This is a genomic window from Blautia sp. AF26-2 (assembly GCF_003460955.1).
Taxonomy (GTDB): Bacteria; Bacillota; Clostridia; order Lachnospirales; family Lachnospiraceae; genus Fusicatenibacter; species Fusicatenibacter saccharivorans.
On the sequence record NZ_QTWD01000013.1, the window covers coordinates 369 to 19,509 of the forward strand.

Here is a 19,141-nt window from a genome sequence, read left to right on the forward strand (position 1 = left end):
TTTTCGAATTTTCTTATTTTTAGAAAAATATAGTTAATTCTGTATATTCATTCTTTTATCTAACTACTTGTTAAATGCAAAAAATCAACAGAAAACACTTTCTGTGACATCCTCCACCACCTGTAGAGGTGGGGGCTTCCCTAACCTCGGTAGGTTTGGTTCTCGTTCGATAGCACCAATGTGCTAAGCATAGGCGAGCTATCCCCGTGTGTCCCACGGTTTTATTATATTACGTTACGGTCATGCCACTACCAGCCGCATTCCCTCATTTCTGATATTAACAGCCGCATTTACATCTCTGTCGTGATGGGTTCCGCACTGCGGACAATCCCACTCTCTGACCGCAAGTTTTCTTGTCTCTGCGTTCCTGTAACCACAAACTGAACAAATCTGACTGCTGGCGAAAAATTTGTCCACCTTCACAAGTTTTTTACCCTGTTCCTCAAGTTTGTATTTCAAGAACCCTGTGAACATTCCCCACCCGTTATCTGAAACAGATTTTCCAAAGTTCAGCATCTGTGACATTGCTTTCATATCTAGGGATTCTATACATACACAATCATAAGCATTTGCTAGCTGCCTTGACAGCTTATGCAGAAAATCCTTTCGTTGACTGGAAACCTTTTCGTGGAGTTTTGCCACCTTGATTCTCTGCTTGCTACGGTTGTTCGAACCTTTCTGCATTTTGGAAAGTCTGCGCTGCTCCCTCACTAATTTTTCCTCTACATTCCTGTAATACTTCGGATATGCAGGTTCATTCCCGTTGCTGTCACGATATAATTCATGCATGGAAAAATCTAACCCCAGAAAACTCTGCATCTCTTTTTCCTGTACTTGATTTTCATACTCAAAAAGAATACTTGCATAATATTTTCCGCCTGGTGTCTGGCTTACTGTTACAGATTTTAATTTGTATTCTTTCGGAACAGCTCTGTGTTGTTTTAACCGGACTTGGCCGGCTTTCGGCAATTTCAAATATCCATTCAATATGGCAATGTTTCCGTTGATACAGATCGTTGAATAGCTCTTTTTATTCTGTTTTTTAGATTTAAACTTTGGAAAACCTGTCTTCGGCTGTTTGAAAAAATTCTGAAATGCCGTATCAAGATGCCGAAGCGATTGTTGTAATGCGACACTGTCTACTTCCCTCAAAAATGCGTATGCTTCTGTTTTCTTCATTTCAGCCATTTCTTTTGCACAAACCGTGTAAGTTACCGCGGTTTTGTCCTCCTCATACTGCCTGATTTTTCTGGCAAGCCAATGGTTGTACACCATTCGGACACAGCCGAACGTTCTGGCAAACAAAACTTTCTGCACATCATCGGGGTATATTCTGAATTTATATGCTTTGTTTGCCATGTTGGTCACTTCCTTTTTCGATCCGTTTGTCCCTGACTTTCAATGTATTTTTTGATTACTTCCATCGGGGCACCGCCCGTTGTGAGCAGGCAAAAACTCTGGCTCCAGAAATGTTCTTTCCATAATTTTTGCTTTATCTGTGGAAATTCTTTTTTCAGAAGTCTGCTGCTTGCACTTTTATATGCGTTTATGAACTTGCTTATTTCTGTATTTGGATGCGCCTTGAAAAGTATATGCACATGGTCTTTATCGTGATTCCATTCTTCAAGGGTGATATTGTAATTTGGAGCAATATACGCAAAGATCTCTTTTGCCCTGCCGGAAATTGCGTCATCAAAAACCTGTCTGCGGTACTTAACCACAAGAACAAGATGATAGTGCAGCAAAAACACTGAATGTGCATTATTATCCAAATCCATTGTATTTCGACCCCTTTCTGCCATTCGACTGATTCTATTATACCATGATTAGAACCCACTATCAAGAAGGTAACGGACGCAATTCATCTCCCACCTTAGAGGTCGGAGTCTTCTTGCTGAAAGAGGATAAAAGTCCGTTTTCTGCTGACTTTTCTTCTTATTATTAGTCAAGCGGATATTCGCAATCCGTTTCGCTACTTGCTCATAACCGAATAACTGCTTCGCAGCTTATCAGGAGTGACTTGTACCACTCCTGATACAAACAAGTCCCAACCCACTGCTTATTGCTCCACGCAATGGAAGCAGGGGACTTGCTTGATTCGATTAAATCACTTTCGTCGTCCACTCCGAGCAGTCCCATACGCTGGTTGCCAGGCCATCATAAAATTCCGGCTCATGGCAGACCATAAGAACAGTTCCTTTGTACTCTTTCAGTGCGTTTTTTAACTCCTCTTTTGCGTCTACATCGAGATGGTTGGTCGGCTCATCGAGGACAAGAAGATTGGTTTCGCGATTGATCAGTTTACAGAGGCGAACTTTTGCCTGTTCTCCTCCTGAGAGCACACGCACCAGGCTTTCAATGTGCTGTGTGGTAAGACCGCATTTGGCAAGCGCTGCACGGACTTCATACTGAGTATAGGATGGAAATTCTTCCCAGATTTCCTGGATACAGCTGTTGGTGTTGCCTTTTGGCATTTCCTGCTCGAAATATCCGATTTCCAGATAATCGCCAAGCTCCACGTCTCCGCCAAGGGACGGGATCAAACCGAGGATACTCTTTAAGAGCGTTGTTTTTCCAATTCCGTTGGCACCGGTGAGCACGATCTTTTCGCCACGCTCGATCGCAAAGGTCAGCGGTCTGGAGAGCGGTTCTTCATAGCCGATCACAAGTTCTTTTGCAGTCACAACGAAGCGGCCCGAAGTGCGCGCAGTGCGGAAATGAAATTCCGGCTTTGGTTTTTCTTTCGCAAGCTCGATCACATCCATCTTATCCAGCTTCTTCTGCCGTGACATAGCCATATTTCTGGTTGCCACACGGGCTTTGTTTCGTGCCACGAAATCCTTCAGTTCACTGATCTCCTGCTGCTGACGGTTATAGGCAGCTTCCTTCTGCGCTTTTTTGACCGCATAAACCTCCTGGAAGTGATCGTAATCACCAACATAACGATTCAGCTCTTTGTTTTCCATATGATAGATCAGATTGACAACACTGTTCAGGAATGGAATATCGTGAGAGATCAGAATGAAGGCATTTTCATACTCTTCAAGGTATCGTTTCAGCCAAGTGATATGTTCCACATCCAGGTAGTTGGTCGGCTCATCCAAAAGAAGGATGTCCGGTTTTTCCAAAAGTAATTTTGCCAGAAGTACCTTCGTTCTCTGTCCGCCGGAAAGTTCGGTGACATCGCGTTCGAGACCGATCTCTTCAAGACCAAGCGCACGGCCAATCTCTTCTATTCTGGAATCCAGAATATAAAAATCATGTGCATCCATCATCTCCTGGATCACGCCGAGTTCTTCCATCATTGCATTCAGCTCGTCCTCGGAGGCATCGCCCATGGAATCGCAGATCGTGTTCATCCGCTCTTCCATCTCGTACAACCAGGAAAAAGCACTTTTTAACACATCACGGATCGTCATACCTTTTTCCAGAACGGTATGCTGGTCCAGATAGCCGACACGGACGTTTTTTGCCCACTCAACCTTTCCCTCATCCGGCATCAGCTTTCCGGTGATGATGTTCATAAAGGTTGATTTTCCCTCGCCATTTGCACCTACCAGACCGATGTGCTCCCCCTTTAGCAGGCGGAACGATACATCTTCAAAAATCGCACGGTCGCCGAAGCCGTGGGACAGATGTTCTACATTTAAAATACTCATGCATAAATTCTCCTTCTTCTGTTGTATTGGAATTTTCCGATCTCCTGACCGTTTTCTTTTTCATATTATAGTCTGAATCATTATATAGGGAAATTCCCTCTTTTGGCAAGCTTTTTCTATACCGTCCCAGGCTTTTATCCCGTATCCGGAAAGTATCCTTTTCCGCAACAAAAAAGAAGAACTCCTTCGGAAAAAGGTTCTCCTCTCAGAATTCTTCTTTCTGTTTTTTTGTTCCAAAACCATAACCGTTTCGGAATTTTAAGAACATTTCTTTTTTTGTCCGTACACCCACTCCGAATACATTTCTTTTACGGATGGATACATATACTCCACAATATACTGCGAATTCTGCATTTCTTCACGCGTAGATTCGCCGGAAAGCACAAGTGCTGCAGAAATGCCCGCCATGTTGGCGCACGCAATGTCCGTATAGAGACGGTCTCCCACAAGAACAGCCTCATCGCGGGTTCTGCCTGTCATATCAAGTGCCATCTCAACCATCCGTGTACCTGGTTTTCCGATATAAGTCGGCATGCGGTGGACCGCATGTCCGATCATCTCGCAGATGGAACCGCAATCCGGCACGTAGCCGAATTCAATCGGACAAGCATAGTCCGGGTTCGTTGCAGCGTAATCGAGCTCCGGGCGCTCTGTCAACAGCCGACAGATATCCGTCAGTTTTTGATACGTCAGTTCATTGTCATAGCTTGCAAGCACACATGCAATTCCTTCTTTCTCCGGATCGTGGGTGGTACACACACCGAAGCTCTCCAATTCCCGGATCAGAGAGTCCGTTCCCAGCACATAGACGGGACGGGATCCATATTTCTGCTTCAGATAATGCGCTGTTGCAACAGAAGCCGTCAGAAAGTTCGCGCTTGTTGTCGGGATGCCCAGCTTTGCAAATTTTTTCCGGTAATCTGCTACGCTCATCGTCGTATTATTTGTGATAAACACATAATCTCCACCGTACTCGGACAGTCCGTTTAAAAACCGGTCTGCTCCCGGAATCAGACGGTTCCCCACGCAGATGGTTCCGTCGATATCCAAAAGGAACAGCTTTTTTTCTCCAATCGGTATCACTTCGCGTTGCGGCAGGAAACGGCCACATCCGGATAATTGGTGATGACTGCGTCAACACCGGCCTCCATCAGACGCTCGATCTCCGCCTTATCATTGACCGTCCATACATGCACAGCAAGATCGCTTTCCACATACCGCTGAAGAAAGTCTGCCATCTGCACATGAAAGGTTGCCGGATGAAGAGCTCCTGTTCCGATTTTTTTCGCATAATTCACGACATCATAAATAATATCTGCGTAGAGGATGCCGGTGCTGGCTTTCGGATCCAGTTCCAGAATTTTTGCAATGCTGTAATGGTTAAAGGAAGAATAAATCACGCGATCTTCCATCTCCATCTCTTTTGTCAGCTCGAGTACCTTTTTTTCCAGGTCTTTATACCAGAAAATACCGGTTTTCAGCTCGACATTGATCGTCATTCCCGTTGGTTTTAATGCTTCATATACTTCGCGAAGCGTCGGAATTTTTACATCCTGATACTCCGGATGTGTCTTATTAAAGTTCAGGATCTTTAATTCCGCAAGCGTATAATCTTTGACAAATCCGCTTCCGTCACTGACCCGGTCGATTTCCTCATCGTGGACAACAACCATCTCGCCATCTTTTGTCAGCTGTACATCCAGTTCCACACCGTCTGCTCCCTGCTCTGCTGCAAGAAGAAACGCTTCCAGTGTATTTTCCGGTGCATATGCACTGGCTCCTCTGTGTGCCCATACTTTTGTTTTCATCTCGTATCTGTCCTCCATTTTCCGTTCCCATTTCCAAACCTGCACTCTTTTCTATCTTTTTTCCCGGCTGCAGCTTTTTTCTTTTATCGTAAACCCTGAAAATAAGTCAAGCGGATATTCGCAATCCGCTTTGCTACTTGCTCATAACCGAATAACTGCTCCGCAGTTTATCAGAAGGAGCTTGCACTCCTCCTGATACAAGCAAGTCCCCACCCACTGCTTATTGCTTCACGCAATGGAAGCAGGGGACTTACTTGATTCGGTTAAAAAAAGCGGTACTGACTCTTTTGCATTATTTGGCGGCTTACTATAAATCCGGAAACACGCCGGATTTTTGTCTCCGACGCATTTCCAGTCATATCTGAAAAATCATTTCCGTAACTCGGATCTTCCCCTTCATAGAAACCGTTCAAACACGCTTTGGGAACTCGTTTTTCTTCACTATAGGACGAAATCTTATTTTTGTAAAGCCTGTCTCTTATTCATTTACCAGATTATAGTCCTCGATGGAGCTGTTGATCTGGGAAGCCATTGATTCTACTGCTTTCTCCGGAGTCTCGTTTCCGTTGATCATATTCTCGATTTCTGTTTCCACAATCTGTCTTGCCTCCGGGAATACAGAGAGAAGTGCGCCGGCGTACTGCGGCTTGGAATCGTGCAGCTGGTCGATTGCGGTCTGGAACTGCGGATACTGTTCTACATTATCTTTAAAGGTCTGCTCCTCATCAGCAGCTGTTGTTACTGGGAAGTAACCCGTCTCGGCATTCCAGTATGCCTGAGATTCCGGGGAAATCAGGAATTTAATAAATTTCCAGGTAGCTGCTGCTTTTGCATCATCGTTGTTGTTCAATGCCCAGAGAGATGCTCCTCCGATGGAAACACCGCCCTCATCGCCGTCCTTGATTGTCGGGAAATATGCGGTTCCAACTTCGAAGCTTCCATTGACATCCTGTAAAATCTGCTTCAGAGATGCGGTAGAGCCAAGGGTGATCGCTGCTTTTCCGGAAGTAAAGTCTGTCGTTGCGGTATCACTTCCGGCACGGCCTACGTTTGGTGCAACGTCGGCATCGTTCAGGGCTTTCCACTCATTTAAGATGTTGAGCGCTCCGCCGTTGGAATCAAATTCAACTGCAGTAGCAGCGGCATCACGGCCATTTCCATTATCCGCATAGGAAAGTCCCTGTTTACAGAGCCACTGTTCGAAATACCATCCATAGATGGAGAGTGCCAGCGGTTCACCGGCTCCGCCCTTTGTTTTCAGATCATCACCGATAGCAAGAATTCCTTCCAGGCTTGTCGGAACCTCAGTGATCCCTGCTTTTTCAAACATATCTTTGTTGTAATACAGAATCGGTGTGGACGAATTGAATGGCATCGAGTACAGCTCATTGTTTACCGTATAATAAGCAGCGATATTCGGCTCGATCTGGGAAATGTCATAGCCATCTGCATTAATCAGCTCCTGCATCGGAATGACCCAGCCGGAATCAATCATAAAGCGTGTTCCGATATCATAAATCTGTACCAGGTCTGCTCCCATATTTCCGATCTGTGCACTTTTCAGTTTGTTAATCGTATCATCATATTCTCCCTGATAAACCGCCTCAACGGTAATGCCATCGGTATTCTCTTCATTGAATTTATTGACAAGATAATCCATTGCCTCGCCATTGACACCGCCCATGGAATGCCAGAAGGTAATCGTGGTTCCCTTCGTATCCTGGTTTAAATCCGGTGCTTCTGCGCCATCTGCCGTACTTCCTGCCTCTGTGCTGGCTGTGGTTTCATCCGTTGTTGCACCCTGTGCCTCACTCGTTGTTTTTCCGCCTCCACATCCAGTAAGCGCCATAGCTGCCATAGAAGCCGCAAGAATCGATGCAATCACTTTTTTCTTCATTTTTTTCTCCTCGTTTTTCATACAGTTTTCTATTCTTTTTTCTGTCACAGGAATCAGCCCTTGACTGCTCCTGAAAACATTCCTTTGATTAAGGCCTTCTGGCCTACGATAAAGATGGAAATGGATGGAATGATAATCATTACCACGCCCGCCAGCATCAGGGTAATCGACTGTGCGTCGACGCTGTTCAGCATACTGATACCAATCTGTACGGTACGCTTGCTGTCCGAACCTGTAACCAGCAGCGGCCACATGTACATATTCCATGCATTGATAAAGGTGTAAACCGCCATTGCTCCCATTGCTGACTTTGTCAGCGGCATCAGGATTTTTACGATAAACCGCAGATTCCCGCAGCCGTCCAGCTTCGCCGATTCATAAAGCGAAATCGGAAAGGTCATGTAGAACTGGCGGAACAGGAAAATTCCCATTGCAGAGGTAAGAGAAGGCAGGATCAGAACAATATAGGTATCGAGCAATCCGAGACTTCCTACTGTCAGATAATTGGAAATAATGGTTGCCTCACCCGGCACCATCATGGTCGCCATGACCAGCATAAACAGAACATTTTTTCCTTTGAAATTCAGGAAAGAGAAGGCAAATGCCGCAAGAGAACATGTTACAATCTGACCCAGCGTAATGCTGCCCGCAACCAAAAATGAGTTCAGGACAAAGCGTACCAGCGGAATTTTATGAAATGCTTCCACGAAATTTTCCAGCGTCGGATGTTTTGGCACGATGTTCATTGCCATTGTGTAAAGCTCGCCGGACGGCATAAACGCTACACTGATGGTATAAAGCAGCGGAAACAGCATAAACAGACAAACGATCAGGTTCATGGTAACCAACGCTGTTTTCTGAAGCATTTTCTTTCTTTTTGCTTTTGCATTCATTGCCAGATGCAGTGCCTGCAGCTCCTCTGCAGAATAAGTTTTTGGTCCGGCAATCGTAGTTGCTATTGTAGACATCAGTATTTTACTCCTCTCTTTTCCATGCGGAACATAACCAGGGTAAGCGCCATGACAATCAGAAACAAAACAACGGACTGTGCGGCTGCGCTTCCAAACCGGTAATTAAAAAACGCATCACGGTATATCGAATATACAATCAGGTTCGTGGATTCTCCCGGTCCTCCCTGTGTCAGGATTTTCACCTGTCCGAATGACTGGAATGCCTGAATAATGTTAACAACCAGTGTGTAGAACATGATCGGAGAAAGCCCCGGCAGTGTCAGCTTAAAAAATTTCTGTACTGCATTCGCTCCATCTACAGAAGCACGCTCATAAATCGAATCATCAATGTTTCCAAGTCCCGCCGAAAAATACAGGAAATTGATGCCACTGTTCAGCCATGCCGTAAGGACAGCCACACAGATCAGCGCATATTTCGGATCACTGACCCAGTTAATGCTCACATGCAGCAATTTGTTTACGATACCGATCGTGGGATTTAAAATAATCTTGAAAATCATGGCGCCTGAGCTCGATGCTACTGCCATTGGGAGTGCATAGGAAGTACTGAATACCCGGATTCCCGGGAAAGCCTTGCTGCAAAGAACTGCTCCCAGAAGGCCAAGCGCCATACTTCCGACTACAACAATCGCCACAAATTCCAGTGTAACCCAGAGACCGTTGTAAAAGGATGGATTCGATAATAAGCTTTTATAGTTGTCCAGTCCCACATACAATTTCGCTTCTCCAAGCTTGTTTGTCTTATACAGGCTCAGATAAATGGTTTTAAAAAACGGATAAAACAGAAAGATGCTAAAGATCACCATACTCGGGATTAGATACATATAAACTTCTGCTTTTTTACACTTTTCGATTACTTTTTTCACTTCTTGCTCCTTCTTATGCTGTTGCACGTTCTTCTTTTTCAACCGGCAGAGATAAAATATTTTCTTCTGTAAACGGATCAAAGATCTGTGCTTTCTCCATATCTGCATACAATGTAATGCTTTCCTTTACAGTAACCGGCACCTCGGAAGGCACTCTTGCTGTAATCAGATTTTTTCCGGTATTCATATGCAGATACGCTTCTGCACCGATCATCTCCCGCAGGTCAACAAATGCCTTCAACTGATTCTCTTCGTAACAGATCCGATGTGCGGAAGCGGTTGTTTCGTCCTGTAAATCCTCCGGTCTCAGACCTAAGATCACCATTTTTCCGAGATAAGCGCGACGAAGCACCATTTCGTTCTCTCCTTTTGCACGAAGGGTAACTCCTCCGTCTGCCTCCAGATAAACCGCTCCGTTTCTTTCCGTCACCATCGTTTCCATAAAATTCATACTCGGAGCTCCGATAAAACCGGCCACAAATTTGTTTGCCGGATGGCGGTAAATCTGCCCCGGTGTATCCGCCTGCTGCACAACACCGTCTTTCATAACAATAATTTTTGTACCAAGCGTCATCGCCTCCGTCTGGTCATGTGTAACATAAATCACCGTCGTTTTCAGTTCCTTATGTAATTTTGCCAGCTCCACCCGCATCTGTGCCCGCAGCTTCGCATCCAGGTTCGAAAGCGGCTCATCCATTAAAAATGCTTTCGGCCGTCTCATAATTGCACTTCCAATCGCAACTCTTTGTTTCTGACCGCCGGAAAGTGCTGCCGGTCTCCGGTCAAGTAAATGCTCAATTCCAAGCATTTTAGCTGCTTCATGTACCTTTTTATCAACTTCATCCTTGGGCTGTTTCCGGATTTTCATAGAAAACGCCATGTTTTCATATACCGTCATATTCGGATAAAGCGCGTAGTTCTGAAATACCATCGAAAGATCGCGATCCTTTGCTTCTACATAATTACAAAGCTGTCCATCGATCCAGAGCTCCCCGCTCGTAATCTCCTCAAGACCGGCAATCATCCGAAGCGTCGTCGATTTTCCGCAGCCGGAAGGTCCAACAAAAATCACAAACTCCCGATCCGGTATTTCAAGCGAAAAATCCTGAACCGCATAATGTTCCTTATCATAAGATTTACAGACATTCTTCAACACAATATTTGACATTCGTTTTTCTTCCTCCTCGTCTTGTCGAGATTCATTATACCTTTCCTTCCGTAAAGCCCACTACCACCGCTTTGTAAAATACCCGTTAATAAAATAACCGGTTACTTTACAAAAAATGTCCACATTTTCCCTTATCTCCGTCTCCATCCCCTTCTTTTCCAGCCATTTTTCCGGATCACTCTTTGTAAAATCCCCGAAAATCACCCGCAAAACCAATTTTCAAAACGAGTTCTGAATAGCCATTCCTCTTCCCAATACCAGACAGATTATTTTGACACACAAAAAAAGGGCCGTAACTATCAAAGTCACCGCACTTTTTCATCACAATATCTATATTCTTCTCTCATCTCAACGCAGTGGGCGCTCCCGCGCCCACATTCGTGTCCGTCCTTCGCACAGCCCCGTAACGCACACAAGGGTGGTGCGCATTTGCAGGGAGCGTGTAATTCTTAGGTTCTGGTATTTTGCGTTATGCGCCAAAAATCAACTGTCTGAGCGACAGCGAGTTTTGATTTTTGGCGCATGGTTTTAGCAAAATGACAGAGCCTTAGAATTACTAGCTCCCGAAACCGCGCATCACCCTTGTGTGCGTTACGGGGCGTCCGTCCCCACCTCAGAGCCTATTCCACCGGTTCCGCCGGCACAAACACCCTGCTGTTTTCCTGTTCTTTTGGTTTTTCCGCTCTTTCCGTTGCCTCCCTGCAGAAATACTCCTGTGAATTCACCAGCATCTTTCCGCGCTTATCCGGCTTTGTATACGTTCCGTCTGCCTGTAAAATACTGGCTTTCACATTATCCTTCATCTGGATATCAAGAATATGCATTACTTCTTTCTTGATCTGCTCATCCTCAACCGGGAACACGATCTCCACCCGTTTTTCCAGATTTCGCGGCATCCAGTCCGCGCTTCCCATAAACACCTCTTCATTTCCACCACTGTAGAAGTAGAAAATCCGCGCATGTTCCAGGAAATTGCCGACAATCGAGCGAACGGTAATATTCTCGCTGACACCCGGGATTCCAACCTTCAGACAACAGATTCCCCGGATAATCAGGTCAATCTTTACTCCGGCTGCCGAAGCACTGTAAAGCGCCGCAATAATATCGCGGTCGCATAACGAGTTCATCTTCGCAATAATATGCGCTTTCTGTCCCTTCTTCGCGTGTTCCTCCTCCATAGCAATCAGATGCAGGAATCTGTCTTTCATCCAGAGTGGCGCAACCACCAGTTTGTTCCAGTGATCCGGCTCCGAATAGCCCGAAAGCATGTTAAATACTGCTGTTGCATCCTCACCGATCTTTGCATTGCATGTCAACAGGCCACAGTCCGTATACAGCTTTGCCGTAGAATCGTTATAGTTTCCCGTGCCAAGATGTACATATCTGCGAATGCCTGTCTCCTCGCGCCGAACCACCAGTGTAATCTTACTGTGTGTTTTCAGTCCCAGAAGACCATAAATCACATGGCATCCCGCCTTTTCCAGCATCTTCGCCCAGACAATATTGTTTTCTTCGTCGAACCGTGCCTTTAATTCCACCAGTACGGAAACCTGCTTGCCGTTTTCCGCCGCCTGCGCCAGTGCCGCGATAATCGGAGAATTGCCGCTCACACGGTACAGCGTCTGTTTGATTGCCAGTACATCCGGATCCTTTGCTGCCTGTTGTACAAATTGCACGACCGGATCAAACGTCATATAAGGATGATGCAGTAAGATGTCTCCTTTTCGGATGTTTGTAAAAATGTCATCCTCATTCATCAGCGCCGGAACTGCTGCTGGAATGTATTTTGGAATTTTATACTCATCAAAGCCGTCGAGCCCATACATTTTCATTAAAAACGTCAGATCGAGCGGTCCCGGAATCCGGAACAGGTCGTCTTCATCGATGTCAAACTCTTTTTCCAGCATCTTCAGGAGCCGCTTATCCATCTTATCTTCCACTTCCAGACGGATCACTTCGCCCCACTGACGTTTTTTAAGCTGCTTCTGGATCTCTTTTAACAGGTCGGAAGCCTCATCCTCATCGATCGAAAGATCTGCATTTCGCATAACACGGTACGGATGCGCGCAGACCACATCGTAGCTTAAGAACAGCTTTCCAATGTTCCGCTCGATGATCTCCTCCAGAAGAATCACATACCGCTGTCCCGTCTTTTCATCCTGCGGAAGCAGAATAAAACGCGGCAGTACCGAAGGAACCTGAACCGTCGCAAATTCCAGTTCTTTCTCCTTTTCCTTCTCCTTGCCTTTCTTCTCTTTCTTATCCTCCGCACGGCTCAGAAGCGAATCCTCTTTCTTCTGCACCAGTGCACCGATATTCAATGTTTTGTTCCGGATCAACGGGAACGGGCGGGCCGAATCCATGGCCATCGGGGTCAGAACCGGGTAAATGTTTTCCTCAAAATAGGAATCCACATACTCCGCCTGCTCCTTCGTCAGCTTCTCGTGCTCACTGATAATCGTAAGGCCAACGTGCTCCAGAGACGGAACCGCCGAGCGATTGTACGTATTGTACTGCAGCTGCACTAGCTCATGCGTCCGTTTGCTGATCTCGGTAAGCTGCTCCTTCGCATCCATGCCGGACAGATCCTTTTTCGTATAGTTTGCATGCACCTGGTCTTTTAGTGAAGCCACACGGACCATATAAAACTCATCCAGATTGGAGGAGGTAATGCTGATAAATTTCAGACGTTCAAACAGCGGAATACTCTTATCCCGCGCCTCGTTTAAAACACGCTCGTCGAAGCTGATCCAGCTCAATTCCCGGTTTCGAAAATATTCCGGTTTCTTATATGGTGTTACATCCATCTTGTTCGCCTCCTTACATCTGCCGTTTCATCTTAATAATCGGCTGTATGCTGAATACCTCATTGAAAAAATCTAATTTATCCTGGCACAGTCCCTGCTCCAGTGTGAAATCACGGTCAACCGTCAGAGACAGATGCAGTTCTCTCTCCTTTAAGACAGCGCGGATCGACTGGATTTTCTGCAGGTGACTCCGATCTAGTGCATTCGCCAGACGGACGATTGCTGTCAACTCCGATACGGTCAGATACTGTTCTGCACTAAGCGACGATTCCATCACCAGCTCATCGTAGGATGGAAGCACTGCCGTATTGTATTTTGCAATCAGTGCGACCATCTCCCGTTCAATATGGGACAGTCCGATGATTTCGTTTGACATGATAATATTATAGGAAGAATCCGCGACATTATTAAGGCTGATGTATTTTCCGACATCGTGCAGCATCACCGCCATCCGAAGCAGCAGCCGCTCGCGTTCTTTCATGCCGTGCATCTTTTTCGTCGCATCAAACATGGCAAGCGCCGTCATCTCCAGATTCTGGACGTGCGGCCGGTTTACTGCATACCGTTTTCCGATGTTTTTTGCCGCCATCAGAATATCATTTTCAAAGTTGTGGCTTCCTTTTTGCAGTTTCATCTGCTCCGCATATTCGTATGCGATGCCGCGCGTCATATGCACGCCCGGGATCCATACATGCTCTGCCTCCATCATGTCGATCAGACATTTGTAGATCACGGCGGACGGGTACATCAGCGAAGCATTCTCCAGCGGGATGCCAAGCTTGACAGCCAGCTCCATCGGTGACTGACGGATGATCTTTTCATACCAGGTGTTGAAATTCTCACGGGAAATGATTTTTGTCGTTTTCTCCTCGATATTCTGGTAGACACTGTCGGTGAAAACATCGCCGATCAGCATGATATTTTCGATTTTGCGGTCTTTCAGATACATCTTCTTGAAGCTCGACACTTCATTCCAGATCAGTTCCTCGACCATCTCCTCGTAGTGTTCCGTCTCGCTCTGGATTCCGGCGAGGCGCTCACGGACACGAAGACTACCCATACGGATATTCTGTGTCGTCACAAGAGCGTCCTTATCAAACAGGGAAATCTGAAAACTGCCGCCGTCGAGGTCGAGAATCGCAGTTCCCTTTTCAATGACCTTGTTGAAATTGTCCTCCATCGCCGCAAGCGCCTTGTAGCCAAGGAAACGTTGCTCCGAGTTAGAGAGAACCGTGACGGAAAGACCGGTCAGCTGACGGATTTTTCCAAGGACATAGAGGCTGTTCGCCGCCTCACTGATTGCGCTCGAAGCCATGGCGCGGTAAGCATCCACGCGGTAGCCCTCCATGATCCGCACGAAATCTGCGAGCACGCGGCAGAGCTCCTCTTCCATTTCCGGGCGGATTTTCCCCAGCGTGTACGTATCTTTTCCAAGCTCCATCCGATGGCAGATCTTATCCACGCTTCGGATACCCTGCTTTTTGGAGATCTCGAAAATCTCCAGAATGACGTCGTAGCTGCCGATATCAATGGCAGCAAATGTGGAATACTGCATATACGCTTCTCCTCTTTCTTTTTCAAAGGATATCCCAAAAATCCCGCTCCCAATACCAAGCGGACTTTTTGACCTTTTTCTTTTTACTGTTTTCCGAGCAGATAATCGATAAACTGCTGTGCGGTACGGCCGGAAAGACCGCCGTGGGACAGTTCCCATTTATTTGCTTCTGCTAAAAGCTCTTCCTCGCTTAACTTCACGCCGTAGCGGTCTGCCAGAACGGAAACGATCTTCTGGAACTCTTTCTTATCCGGCGCACCGAAATAGATGCTGACACCGAAGCGGTATACCAGGGACAACTTCTCCTGTACCGTATCGGAGGTGTGCATATCCTGTCTCGTTCCCTCTTTGTCGCTGTAGTTCTCCTTGATCAGGTGGCGGCGGTTGGAGGTCGCATAGATGAGGATATTGTCCGGGCGTTTTTCCAGACCTCCCTCGATCACAGCTTTCAGGTATTTGTACTCGATCTCAAACTCCTCGAAAGAAAGATCGTCCATGTAGATAATGAATTTATAATTTCTGTTTTTGATCTGCGCAATCAGCTCGTTCAGATCCTGGAATTGATGCTTGTAAACCTCGATCATACGAAGTCCCTGATCGTAATACTCATTCAGGATACCTTTAATGCTGGAGGATTTTCCGGTTCCGGCATCACCAAAAAGCAGGCAGTTGTTGGCTTTTTTGCCCTCGACGAACGCTTTCGTGTTGTCGATCAGCTTCTGCTTTGGAATTTCGTAGCCGACAAGGTCGGAAAGGCGCACATCCGGGATGTTGGTGATCGGGATGATCTCAACATTTTCGCCAACGTGTGCGATGCGGAATGCTTTGTGCAGTCCCAGTTTTCCTACTCCAAAGTCTTTGTAGAACTGAATCATATCATCCATAAATTCGTCGACAGATTCTGCTTTTGCAAGACGGATGGCCAGTTCGCAGATGCGGTCGCGGACTTCTTTGTTGAACAGCTTGTTCGGGCTGTCGGTGTTCTCGTAATCGCTGATGACGGAAGCATCGCCGGATTCGAAAATTTCGTCGAAAACACAGATATCGAAATCGAACAGCTCTTTGAAACGGACAAAATCATGTTTTGCCATCTGGTTGATGCTTCCCTCGACTTTTCCGACAATCTCGCAGGAGGTAGAAAATGCATTTTCTTTGTTGACCAGAAGATATGTCAGATAATCGTGCCAGAGATTTCCGGAGAAGCCGTAGCGGTTTGCCATCTCGACAAGGCGGTTCAGTGCCTCATAAAACTGCGGCTCATATGCGCTCATATTCTCACGGAACCGGCGGTCCTTCAGGGAAATCTGAGCATTGACCAGTTTTTTGTAGGTCTCCACCAGTATCGTCATATCGCGCAGTACCTCCCCCTCTGCGAAATCGCGGTAGAGGATACATTCTTCTATTCTAATCATCTTTTGTCTCTTCCTTCCTGTCATTTTTCATTTTATTTATGCGAAAAGGCCGCTTGGTACGGCCCTCTCTTCTGGATTAATAATTTCCGAAAATCCGGAATTTCGCGGATTCTGCCTGCAATCCGCGCAGTGCGTTTTTGACTGCCGGATCGCTTAAGTTCCCCTCGAAATCCACGAAGAAACGGTACTCCCATTTCCGCTGCGGAATCGGGCGGGACTCGATTTTGGTCATGTTCAGATCGTTGTAAATAAAATGTGCCAGTGCGTTGTAAAGAGAACCGCTCTGATGCGGCAGTTCCATGCATACGCTGATTTTCTGTGCATCTTTTACAAAGCGTTTCTGCCCAGAAATGATAACAAAGCGTGTCGTATTTCCCTGGGCATCAAAAATACCTTCTTTTAAGATCTGCAGTCCGAAATGCTCTGCAGCGTACGGACTTCCGACGGCTGCCATCGTAAGATCACCGCTCTCGGATACTTCTTTTGCAGCGGCGGCTGTATTGAGACGCTCTTCCGTCTTCCAGTTTTCATTGGAATCCAGGAAACGGCGGCACTGCGCCAGCGCCTGCGGATGGGAAATCACGGTGCGGATCTCCTCAGCCTTTGCTCCCGGCAGTGCCATCAGCACATGCTCCACCGGCAATTCCTGCTCACCGACGATGTAGTGCGGATATTCCACCAGAAGATCATAAATATCGGATACAATGCCTGCTGTGGAGTTCTCGATCGGAAGCACGGCATAATCGGCTTCGCCCCTCGTAATCGCCTCCATCGCCTCTTTCCAGGTATCTACGTGAAAGCTTGTAATCGTATCATCGAAAAATTCTTTCATCGCACCGAAACTGTAGGCGCCCTCCACACCCTGGAAAACAACTCTTCTGCCGTGTGTCGGGAGGTGGTCAACCTGCGTGTAATCGGTCATCTCCTCGCCGCCGTTTTCTGTCAGCAGCTGATACTGACGCTTCCGGCTGATCGACATGATCTGCTGGAACAGCTCCTGGATGCCTTTTATATTGAATGCATTTGTTCCCTCGCCTGTCAGCTTTTCCAGCTTCTGGCGCTCACGTTCCGCATCAAAAACGGCTTTTCCTGTCTCTATCTTGTACTGCGCAACCTCCGCCGCCAGCGCCATCCGGTGCTGGAACAGGCGGACGATCTCGTCATCGGTGGCATCGATCTCGTCGCGGATTTTTCCTAAGTCTAGCATATCTGGTCCTCCTGATACTCTGCATTTGTTGCAGATATCAATATTTTACTCCATCTCCGTTTAATTTACAAGAAAAGATCTTCCGAAATTCGGCTTTTGTACAATCTTTTTCCTTTTTGACTGCTATTTCACTTTATTTTTTCACATTTCATATTACTCTGCTTTTCGACCTTTTTCCTGCCATTTTTTATCTTGCATTTATCCTGTTTTTGTGTTAAGGTGGAACACAGAAAAAATAAGTTACTGTTCACTCAGCAGGGAAACACCTGCTGTTTCGCTGCGTAAGAAAGTGATTCAGGCGTGAGCAGCCCTCCTTTTGCGAAGCAAAACTTTAAATGAGGGCTGCGAATGTTACCGTTCGCAGGGAACCTGTGAACGGTAACAAAAATAAGGATCTTCATAGGAGGTAATATATGCGACACTTAATGAGTCCCCTTGATTTCTCGGTCGAAGAACTGGATCAGTTAATGGATCTGGCGAACGATATTGAAAAGAACCCGGAGAAATATGCACATGCCTGCGATGGCAAAAGACTTGCTACTTTATTTTATGAACCAAGCACACGCACCCGTCTCAGCTTTGAGGCTGCCATGATGAATCTTGGCGGTACTGTTCTTGGTTTTTCTTCTGCCAATTCTTCTTCCGCTTCCAAAGGTGAAAGCGTAGCCGACACCATCCGCGTGGTATCCTGCTTTGCAAATATTTGTGCCATGCGTCATCCGAAAGAAGGCGCTCCGCTCGTTGCATCGATGTACTCCCGTATTCCTGTGATCAACGCAGGTGATGGCGGACATCAGCATCCGACGCAGACTCTTACCGATCTTCTCACCATCCGTTCTTTAAAGGGTCGCCTGAACAATCTTACCATCGGCTTCTGCGGTGATCTTAAATTCGGCAGAACGGTTCATTCCCTGATTGAAGCGCTGGTTCGTTATACCGGCATTAAAATTGTATTAATCTCCCCGGAGGAGCTTCGTCTCCCGGATTACATCCGTGATGATGTGCTGCGGGCGAACAATGTTCCATTTGAGGAAGTTATTAAAATGGAAGATGTTCTCCCGAAGCTGGATGTTCTTTATATGACCCGTGTCCAGAAAGAACGTTTCTTCAACGAGGATGATTACATCCGCATGAAGGATTTCTATATTCTGGATCAGTCCAAAATGGATCTTGCTTCTCCGGAAATGCTGGTTCTGCATCCGCTGCCGCGTGTCAATGAGATCTCCGTTGACGTGGATAATGACCCGCGCGCTGCTTACTTTAAACAGGTTCAGTACGGTGTTTATGCACGTATGGCCCTGATTCTGACGCTGCTGAACATCAAAGTCGATTAAGAAAGGAGCATCTTTCGCTATGCTGAACGTAGGACGTATTGAAGAGGGCTTCGTGCTCGACCATATTAAAGCAGGAAAGGCTATGACCATTTACCATGATCTGGGACTGGACAAGCTGGACTGTACCGTAGCCATTATTAAAAATGCCAAAAGTGAAAAAATGGGAAAAAAGGACATTCTGAAAGTTGAGTGTTCGGTTGATAAGATGGATCTTGACATCTTAGGCTTTATCGATCACAATATCACTGTCAATGTCATTAAAGACGGCGAGATTACGGAGAAAAAAGAACTTCATCTGCCGAAACAGGTGGTTGATGTGATTAAATGTAAAAACCCGCGCTGTATCACCTCTATTGAGCAGGGATTAAAACATGTCTTTATCCTGGCTGACCCGGAAAAAGAGGTTTACCGTTGCAAATACTGTGATGAGAAGTATACAGGAAACAGAAATAAATAA

15 protein-coding genes are annotated in these 19,141 nt (G+C 46.3%); 2 read left to right on the forward strand and 13 right to left on the reverse strand.

Going from position 1 to position 19,141, the window contains the following annotated elements:
- Nucleotides 1-240 precede the first annotated feature (240 nt).
- From tnpB to pheA, 13 genes are all read right to left on the reverse strand, one after another.
- Nucleotides 241-1,359, reverse strand: coding sequence for an IS200/IS605 family element RNA-guided endonuclease TnpB (gene tnpB / locus DWY63_RS15025; RefSeq protein WP_117802548.1), 1,119 nt, complete (start codon nt 1,357-1,359; stop codon nt 241-243).
- A 5-nt stretch (nt 1,360-1,364) separates the two neighbouring features.
- Nucleotides 1,365-1,778, reverse strand: coding sequence for an IS200/IS605 family transposase (tnpA, locus tag DWY63_RS15030; protein ID WP_055222090.1), 414 nt, complete (start codon nt 1,776-1,778; stop codon nt 1,365-1,367).
- Nucleotides 1,779-2,102: 324 nt separating this feature from the next.
- Nucleotides 2,103-3,659: an ABC-F family ATP-binding cassette domain-containing protein gene (locus DWY63_RS15035; RefSeq protein ID WP_117802549.1), complete on the reverse strand. Its 1,557-nt coding sequence runs from the start codon at nt 3,657-3,659 to the stop codon at nt 2,103-2,105.
- 258 nt (nt 3,660-3,917) lie between these two features.
- Nucleotides 3,918-4,742 (reverse strand): HAD-IIA family hydrolase, encoded by an 825-nt coding sequence (locus tag DWY63_RS15040; protein WP_243001904.1) that lies wholly within the window; start codon nt 4,740-4,742, stop codon nt 3,918-3,920.
- A complete protein-coding gene (locus DWY63_RS15045; protein WP_117802584.1) occupies nt 4,739-5,467 on the reverse strand; it encodes a glycerophosphodiester phosphodiesterase in 729 nt (242 codons plus the stop codon). Before DWY63_RS15045 ends, DWY63_RS15040 begins: the two co-directional genes overlap by 4 nt.
- Nucleotides 5,468-5,945: 478 nt before the next feature.
- Nucleotides 5,946-7,364, reverse strand: a complete 1,419-nt coding sequence (locus DWY63_RS15050; RefSeq protein ID WP_117802585.1) for an ABC transporter substrate-binding protein — start codon at nt 7,362-7,364, stop codon at nt 5,946-5,948.
- A gap of 53 nt (nt 7,365-7,417) precedes the next feature.
- Nucleotides 7,418-8,230, reverse strand: a complete 813-nt coding sequence (locus DWY63_RS15055; RefSeq protein WP_416388109.1) for a carbohydrate ABC transporter permease — start codon at nt 8,228-8,230, stop codon at nt 7,418-7,420.
- 101 nt (nt 8,231-8,331) lie between these two features.
- Nucleotides 8,332-9,159: a carbohydrate ABC transporter permease gene (locus DWY63_RS15060; protein ID WP_117802586.1), complete on the reverse strand. Its 828-nt coding sequence runs from the start codon at nt 9,157-9,159 to the stop codon at nt 8,332-8,334.
- 55 nt (nt 9,160-9,214) lie between these two features.
- Nucleotides 9,215-10,369 (reverse strand): ABC transporter ATP-binding protein, encoded by a 1,155-nt coding sequence (locus DWY63_RS15065; protein ID WP_117802550.1) that lies wholly within the window; start codon nt 10,367-10,369, stop codon nt 9,215-9,217.
- Nucleotides 10,370-10,989: 620 nt separating this feature from the next.
- On the reverse strand, nt 10,990-13,176 hold the full coding sequence (locus DWY63_RS15070; protein WP_117802551.1) for an RNA degradosome polyphosphate kinase: 2,187 nt from the start codon (nt 13,174-13,176) through the stop codon (nt 10,990-10,992).
- 13 nt (nt 13,177-13,189) lie between these two features.
- Nucleotides 13,190-14,731: a Ppx/GppA phosphatase family protein gene (locus tag DWY63_RS15075; protein ID WP_055228686.1), complete on the reverse strand. Its 1,542-nt coding sequence runs from the start codon at nt 14,729-14,731 to the stop codon at nt 13,190-13,192.
- 83 nt (nt 14,732-14,814) lie between these two features.
- Nucleotides 14,815-16,143, reverse strand: coding sequence for an ATP-binding protein (locus DWY63_RS15080; protein ID WP_055228687.1), 1,329 nt, complete (start codon nt 16,141-16,143; stop codon nt 14,815-14,817).
- Nucleotides 16,144-16,219: 76 nt separating this feature from the next.
- Nucleotides 16,220-17,350 (reverse strand): prephenate dehydratase, encoded by a 1,131-nt coding sequence (gene pheA, locus DWY63_RS15085; RefSeq protein WP_117802552.1) that lies wholly within the window; start codon nt 17,348-17,350, stop codon nt 16,220-16,222.
- A 413-nt stretch (nt 17,351-17,763) separates the two neighbouring features.
- Here pheA and pyrB point away from each other — a divergent pair, with 413 nt between their 5' ends.
- Entirely contained in the window at nt 17,764-18,684 is a 921-nt protein-coding gene (gene pyrB / locus DWY63_RS15090) for an aspartate carbamoyltransferase (RefSeq protein ID WP_022462762.1), read from the forward strand.
- A 19-nt stretch (nt 18,685-18,703) separates the two neighbouring features.
- Nucleotides 18,704-19,141, forward strand: a complete 438-nt coding sequence (locus DWY63_RS15095) for an aspartate carbamoyltransferase regulatory subunit (RefSeq protein WP_022462761.1) — start codon at nt 18,704-18,706, stop codon at nt 19,139-19,141.

Bases quoted from the DNA above. Each gene is read 5' to 3' on its own strand.
- pyrB (WP_022462762.1), top strand. From the start codon at position 17,764: ATGCGACACTTAATGAGTCCCCTTGATTTCTCGGTCGAAGAACTGGAT.
- pheA (WP_117802552.1), bottom strand. From the start codon at position 17,350: ATGCTAGACTTAGGAAAAATCCGCGACGAGATCGATGCCACCGATGAC.
- DWY63_RS15095 (WP_022462761.1), top strand. From the start codon at position 18,704: ATGCTGAACGTAGGACGTATTGAAGAGGGCTTCGTGCTCGACCATATT.
- DWY63_RS15060 (WP_117802586.1), bottom strand. From the start codon at position 9,159: ATGTATCTAATCCCGAGTATGGTGATCTTTAGCATCTTTCTGTTTTAT.
- DWY63_RS15070 (WP_117802551.1), bottom strand. From the start codon at position 13,176: ATGGATGTAACACCATATAAGAAACCGGAATATTTTCGAAACCGGGAA.
- DWY63_RS15035 (WP_117802549.1), bottom strand. From the start codon at position 3,659: ATGAGTATTTTAAATGTAGAACATCTGTCCCACGGCTTCGGCGACCGT.
- DWY63_RS15080 (WP_055228687.1), bottom strand. From the start codon at position 16,143: ATGATTAGAATAGAAGAATGTATCCTCTACCGCGATTTCGCAGAGGGG.
- DWY63_RS15050 (WP_117802585.1), bottom strand. From the start codon at position 7,364: ATGAAGAAAAAAGTGATTGCATCGATTCTTGCGGCTTCTATGGCAGCT.
- DWY63_RS15065 (WP_117802550.1), bottom strand. From the start codon at position 10,369: ATGTCAAATATTGTGTTGAAGAATGTCTGTAAATCTTATGATAAGGAA.
- tnpA (WP_055222090.1), bottom strand. From the start codon at position 1,778: ATGGATTTGGATAATAATGCACATTCAGTGTTTTTGCTGCACTATCAT.
- DWY63_RS15055 (WP_416388109.1), bottom strand. From the start codon at position 8,230: ATGCTTCAGAAAACAGCGTTGGTTACCATGAACCTGATCGTTTGTCTG.
- tnpB (WP_117802548.1), bottom strand. From the start codon at position 1,359: ATGGCAAACAAAGCATATAAATTCAGAATATACCCCGATGATGTGCAG.
- DWY63_RS15075 (WP_055228686.1), bottom strand. From the start codon at position 14,731: ATGCAGTATTCCACATTTGCTGCCATTGATATCGGCAGCTACGACGTC.
- DWY63_RS15045 (WP_117802584.1), bottom strand. From the start codon at position 5,467: ATGAAAACAAAAGTATGGGCACACAGAGGAGCCAGTGCATATGCACCG.